The organism is Deltaproteobacteria bacterium (assembly GCA_016930875.1).
Taxonomy (GTDB): Bacteria; Desulfobacterota; Desulfobacteria; order Desulfobacterales.
Genome location: JAFGFW010000182.1, coordinates 1 through 5620, shown reverse-complemented (window position 1 = coordinate 5620; position 5620 = coordinate 1). Strand labels below are relative to the sequence as shown.

At 51.1% G+C, this 5620-nt stretch carries 7 protein-coding genes; all 7 read right to left on the bottom strand.

The window, feature by feature from the left end; all coding sequences use genetic code 11:
• Positions 1–296 (bottom strand): DNA methylase (locus JW883_15390; GenBank protein ID MBN1843649.1); only part of this gene is annotated, 296 nt, incomplete at its 3' end.
• A 390-nt stretch (positions 297–686) separates the two neighbouring features.
• Entirely contained in the window at positions 687–1451 is a 765-nt protein-coding gene (locus tag JW883_15385; GenBank protein ID MBN1843648.1) for a tryptophan synthase subunit alpha, read from the bottom strand.
• Positions 1444–2670 carry a tryptophan synthase subunit beta gene (gene trpB, locus JW883_15380; protein MBN1843647.1) on the bottom strand — a complete coding sequence of 409 codons (1227 nt, stop codon included), beginning with the start codon at positions 2668–2670 and terminating at the stop codon, positions 1444–1446. Before trpB ends, JW883_15385 begins: the two co-directional genes overlap by 8 nt.
• Positions 2667–3326: a phosphoribosylanthranilate isomerase gene (locus tag JW883_15375; protein MBN1843646.1), complete on the bottom strand. Its 660-nt coding sequence runs from the start codon at positions 3324–3326 to the stop codon at positions 2667–2669. Before JW883_15375 ends, trpB begins: the two co-directional genes overlap by 4 nt.
• 47 nt (positions 3327–3373) lie before the next feature.
• Positions 3374–4156, bottom strand: coding sequence for an indole-3-glycerol phosphate synthase TrpC (gene trpC / locus JW883_15370; protein MBN1843645.1), 783 nt, complete (start codon positions 4154–4156; stop codon positions 3374–3376).
• A 152-nt stretch (positions 4157–4308) separates the two neighbouring features.
• Positions 4309–5370, bottom strand: a complete 1062-nt coding sequence (trpD, locus tag JW883_15365; GenBank protein ID MBN1843644.1) for an anthranilate phosphoribosyltransferase — start codon at positions 5368–5370, stop codon at positions 4309–4311.
• Positions 5371–5403: 33 nt separating this feature from the next.
• Positions 5404–5620 (bottom strand): hypothetical protein (locus JW883_15360; GenBank protein ID MBN1843643.1); only part of this gene is annotated, 217 nt, incomplete at its 5' end.

The following is a 5620-nucleotide window of genomic DNA, read 5'->3' as shown; positions in this document are numbered from 1 at the left end:
GGGTTTATGTCAAACCCGGTGACTTTGCACCCGATCCTGTTCGCCTCCAGAATCGGTGTTCCACCACCCATAAATGGATCAGCAACATGGCGGCCTGAAAGATCGTTCGCCTTGTAGAACACTTCCCGAAGCGGCTTGCCAGAGAATTCAGACAAAAGCAAGCCGCGAAACAGTGTGCCCGGCCGCCGGGCAAACCATTTATGCACAGCAATAACCGGACGGTAGTTCTGTTGAATCTGTTTCTCACGGAGTGCGAGGTCAGCAATAAACGGTATGTCAAAATCCTTTTCGATCATTCAGTTATATTTCTGCCTTTCATTCTGTACGGCATAACGGGCGCGAGATGAGCTGCTGGTTCATCGTCTAATCGCACCGGAGCGAAGCGCAGAGTGTGTGTTAGACGACAGTTCTGTCAGCTCCATTGAGGGTTAGGCGGCGCGTAGCGCCGACTGACACTCGATGGCGTAGCAGCTCGCGCCCGTTAAGCGGCGAGGAGCGCCGCTTAACATGAAATATGTTACCCACCAATCGTCTCATAAGAGAACAAATGCCCTTGCCGTTGAAAAGCATTTTTTTGTTGATCAATGGATTATGATCCAGTAGCAAGAAATATTGGATTTGTCAAATTAGGAATGTCGCCTTGTCTACGCAAAATCAAGCACTTATGACCTGGCTTTGTACTCGATTCATTCTGTCAGGTTCTTGATAAACTCCTCCACGACCCCGACTCCCTCTTTTTCCACCAGGCGAATCGTTTGTGTGCCAATGACTGCAATATCGACTTTTCCTCTCAGGAAGTCGATGTCCTCTTTGTCTTTGACCCCGAAACCGAGCGCCAGTGGAAGGCCGGTTGCCTTGCGGCACCGAGCAAGATATCTCTCCAATTGTCCTGAGAAATCCGTATCTACACCGGTTACGCCTTTTCTGGCAACGCAATAGATGAAGCCCTGTGCAAAGGATGCAATGTATTTCATGCGCTCCGCGGTCGTGGTGGGCGAGAAGATGAAGATCGGGGCGAGATTGTGTTTTTCCATTGCCTTGAGGTAGTCTTGCCCCTCTTCCGGGGGGAGATCCGGGACGATAGCCCCTCGCAGATGTCCATCGGCCGTGTCTGCGGCAAACCGATCAACCCCGTATTTGAAGAGGATGTTGTAGTAGCTCATGAAGAGGAAGGGTATGTCAAAGGTTCGGGTAACCTTTTGGGCAAAATCGAAGCACTTATTAACGGTTGTCCCAAGTGCCAAGGCCTTTTGATTTGCGTGAAGGATTACCGGGCCGTCTGCAATAGGTTCGGAAAAGGGGATCTGCAGTTCCATCAGGTCAACACCACCTTTGACCATCGCCTGGATGATCTTGAAGGAGTCCTCAAATGTAGGGTACCCGAGGACTATATGGGTCATCAGCAGAATCTCTTTTTCACTCAGCCTGCTACGCAGGTACGACTCAAGCATGGTATTGCTCCGCTTTGTTCTTGATGAATTCCTGCCACTTCGGGTCAGCAAATGCGTCGGCAACCGTAAAAATGTCTTTGTCGCCTCTTCCGGACTGATTGATCAGTATGATATCGTCTTTAGAGAGTGTGGATGCCTCCTTGAATGCCTGGGCAAAGGCATGCGCTGACTCCAGGGCAGGGATCAAGCCTTCCTTTCGGATAGTGAGCGATAAGGCATCCACGACCTGTCGGTCTGTTGTAGCCTCAAAGCGGACACGACCGCTCTCCTTGAGCTGTGCCAGGATAGGCGAGACCCCCACATAATCCAATCCTGCTGCAACGCTGTGAGTTTCCTTCATCTGGCCATCACTGTTTTGAAGAAAATATGTCTTGTACCCTTGGGCCACACCGATACTCGCGTCTTCGGAACAGAGCCGTGCCGCGTGTTGACCAGAGTTCAAGCCACGGCCAGCCGCCTCGACACCGACGAGTTCCACAGGATCATCCAGAAAACCACTGAATATCCCTAGTGCATTGGAGCCTCCTCCCACGCAAGCGTAGATGCGTGCAGGCAGCCTTTCCTCATATTTCAAGATCTGCTTGCGAGCCTCCTTTCCGATGATTGACTGAAAGTAAGCGACCATCTCCGGAAAAGGGTGCGGACCGCAGGCTGTGCCCAGTACGTAGTGTGTGGTATCCATATTGGTCACCCAGTCACGGAAGGCTTCGTTGATGGCATCCTTTAGGATCCGGGTTCCTTCCAGCACAGGGATAACCTCGGCGCCCAGCCTTTCCATCCAGAAGACATTGGGACGTTGTCGTTCCATGTCCACTTCTCCCATGTAAATGGTACACTTAAATCCGAACCTGGCTGCCATGGTGGCAGTTGCCACCCCGTGCTGACCGGCCCCGGTCTCAGCAATGACGCGGGTCTTTCCCATTCTCTTTACCAGGAGCCCCTGACCCATAACATTGTTTGCCTTGTGTGCGCCAGTGTGGTTCAGGTCTTCCCGCTTGATGTAGATGCGCCCCCCGCCAAAGCGAGCAGTAAGATTTTCGGCAAAGGTGAGAGGGGTCGGCCGGCAGGAATAGGTGGACATAATCTCAGTATATTCCTGCCAGAAGGAAGGGTCGCTTTTTGCCTTTTGAAATGTCTCGACAAGTTCATCAAAGGTAACAATAAGGATCTCAGGGAGATAGGCCCCTCCGAATCCCTCATAGTAGCCCCGCTCGATCATGTGATATCCCTCGCCTGTTTAGGTTTTGATACACAGTCGCTTCCCGATTTCATAACTTGTTCCACAAAACGCCGCATCTTGTCGTGATCTTTTATGCCGGGCCCTGATTCCACACCGCTGCTCACATCCACGCCGTGAGGGCGCACTGCCTGAATGGCTTCTCTCACATTTTCCGGTGTCAAACCGCCGGAAAGGATCACCGGGCCATATTTTCCGGCCTCTCTCGCCAGTGTCCAATCAAATGCCTTTCCTGTGCCCCCCTGTTGCCCCTTCACGTAGGTGTCAAGGACAAATCCGTTGACGCAGCCCTTGTAGGCTGCCATGAGTTCTACGCTTTGCCTGTCTTTGACTCGTATGGCTTTTAGGAGCCTAATGTCCAAAGCCTTGCAGTAGTCCGGAGTTTCATTGCCGTGGAGTTGAATCCAGGCAAGTCTGCAAAAAGCAGCTATCTGGCTCACCGAGTCCATATCTGCATCCACAAACACCCCTACAGTACTTACAAAGGGCGGCAGCGATAAGGTTATTTCTCGAACCACGCGGGGGTCTACCCGTCGGGAACTCTCAGCCAGGACAAACCCCAGGGCATCTACGCCCAGGCTGGCAGCAAACTGGGCGTCAGCCTCACGGGTGATTCCGCAGATTTTTATTTTAGGTATTGAGCTAAACATTCAAACTTTCCAAATGACCAATGACCAGTAATAACTCACAGCCGGAAATCCAACAACTCTTTAATCTTTGCCCCAATATCTCCTGCCTCCATAAGGGCTGTGCCTACCAGCACTGCATCAACAGCCGCTTCCATAAGGCGCCTGATGTCATCATGGCTCTTAATGCCACTTTCGCTCACACAGAGCGCTTCTTTTGGTAAACCTGGAACAAGGTCGATAGTCGTGGAAAGGTCCACTGCAAATGTTTTTAGGTCCCTGTTGTTGATTCCGATTAGGTCAGCGCCTGCCTCAAGGGCCTTGTCCCGCTCCTGTTCCGTGTGGATCTCTACCAGGGCATCAAGCCCGAGATCTTTGCAGATATCAAGAAAGGCGCGAAGCTGGTCATCATAAAGGATGGCTACGATCAACAAAACTGCGTCAGCGCCAAAGGCTCGCGCTTCATAGATCTGAAAAGGGTCGATAATGAAATCCTTACGCAACACGGGAATACTAACAGCTTGTTTAACCTCCCTCATGCTGGCAAGGCTTCCATTAAAGAATTGATCGTCTGTAAGCACGGAAATAGCTGAAGCGCCAGAGTCTTCATAGATTTCTCCAATGCGAACAGGATCAACGTCTTTGCGAATCAGACCAGCAGAGGGCGATGACTTCTTGACCTCAGCGATTAACGCTATAGTTGAAGATCGTGCCAGGGCTTGTCGAAACCCTCGTGGTGTCTCAACTGCCTCTGCATGTCTCTTCAGGCTGGCAAGAGACGTTACCTCCCTGAGGGTTGCAATCTCTTTCTTTTTATGGGCCACAATTTGATCGAGTATCATATATGAAATGCCTATAATCTAAAGTGCCTGATTCCTGATGCCAGACACAAGATGCCCGATACCGGATCAAAACCCGTTACCCTCGGCAGTCGTGAACTACTACCGTTGCCGATTGGCACGCTGCTGTTCGGATAAACATCTGGCATTCTGCATCATGTGCTGACCTGATTGGTCTTTTCTATGAGTTGCTCGAGTTTTTGGGCCGCCATGCCCGAGTCTATGCTTTCGGCAGCCATATTGATGCCTTCGTGTATGTCCTGTGCCTTGCGGGCGGCATAAAAGGTGGCCCCTGCATTCAAGAGCACGATGTCACGTTTGGGGCCGGGCTGGCCGGCCAGGATTTCTCGGACAATAGCGGCGTTCTGTTCGGCATCTCCACCCCTGATATCTGAGATATCGGCCCGCGTCATGCCGAAATCTTCGGGTTCTATGCTATAGTTGCTTATAGCGCCATCTCGCAATTCGCTCACTTGCGTAGGGCCTGCAATGCTGATTTCATCATAACTTCCTTCTCCGAAAACCACGAGGGCGCTTGTGCTCCCCAGACGCTGCAACACTTCTGCCATTACAGAAGTAAGCCCTGACTCGTATACACCAAGAACCTGCACGTTTGCTTTGGCCGGATTGGTCAAGGGACCAAGGACATTAAATATGGACCGGATACCGACTTCGCGCCTTGGTCCAATAGCATACTTCATGGCCCCGTGGAGCTTGGGTGCAAATAGAAATCCAATGCCGATACTCCTGATACACTCCTCGACGGCCTCAGGGCTAACATTCAGGTTTACGCCCAAGGCCTCTAGGACATCGGCGCTACCGCACTGACTGGACACACTCCGATTGCCGTGCTTGGCCACCTTGAGCCCGCCGCCGGCAGCAACAAAAGCAGTAGTGGTTGAGACATTAAAGGTATTGGTCCCGTCGCCACCCGTGCCACAGGTATCTACAATGGTTTCCCTGTCCACATTGATTTCATCCCTATCAATACTGACAGCGCTATTTTGAATTCGAATTGGCGTAGCCTTTTCGCGCATAACCTTGGCTGCGCCGGTGATTTCTGTGATGGTTTCGCCCTTCATGCGAAGGGCTGTTATGAAGGCCCCAATTTGTGCGTCCGTGGCCTTGCCTTCCATGATTTCTTCCATAACACTAATCATTTCTTCTTCCAAAAGGTCTTTGCCTTTTACTACCTCTTGAATCATCTCTTTAATCATGACCACCTCCGTAAAGCTCCCCTTGAAACCACCCTATAGTTGCATAAACAACATGGCAAAAGGTTCAAAAAAGCAACAATAGCCGTTCGTTGCGGTCTTTTTGAGTGGTTTTGTGCAATGTACTGCGAGTAATATCCAGAAAACCAGAAAAACAGCCATGTTGTTTACCCTTCGGGAAAGCCGATGATACAGCATCTGCTGCGTTGTCAAGGGATCGGCGTAAACGACTACAGCCTCACCCTTGACGCCT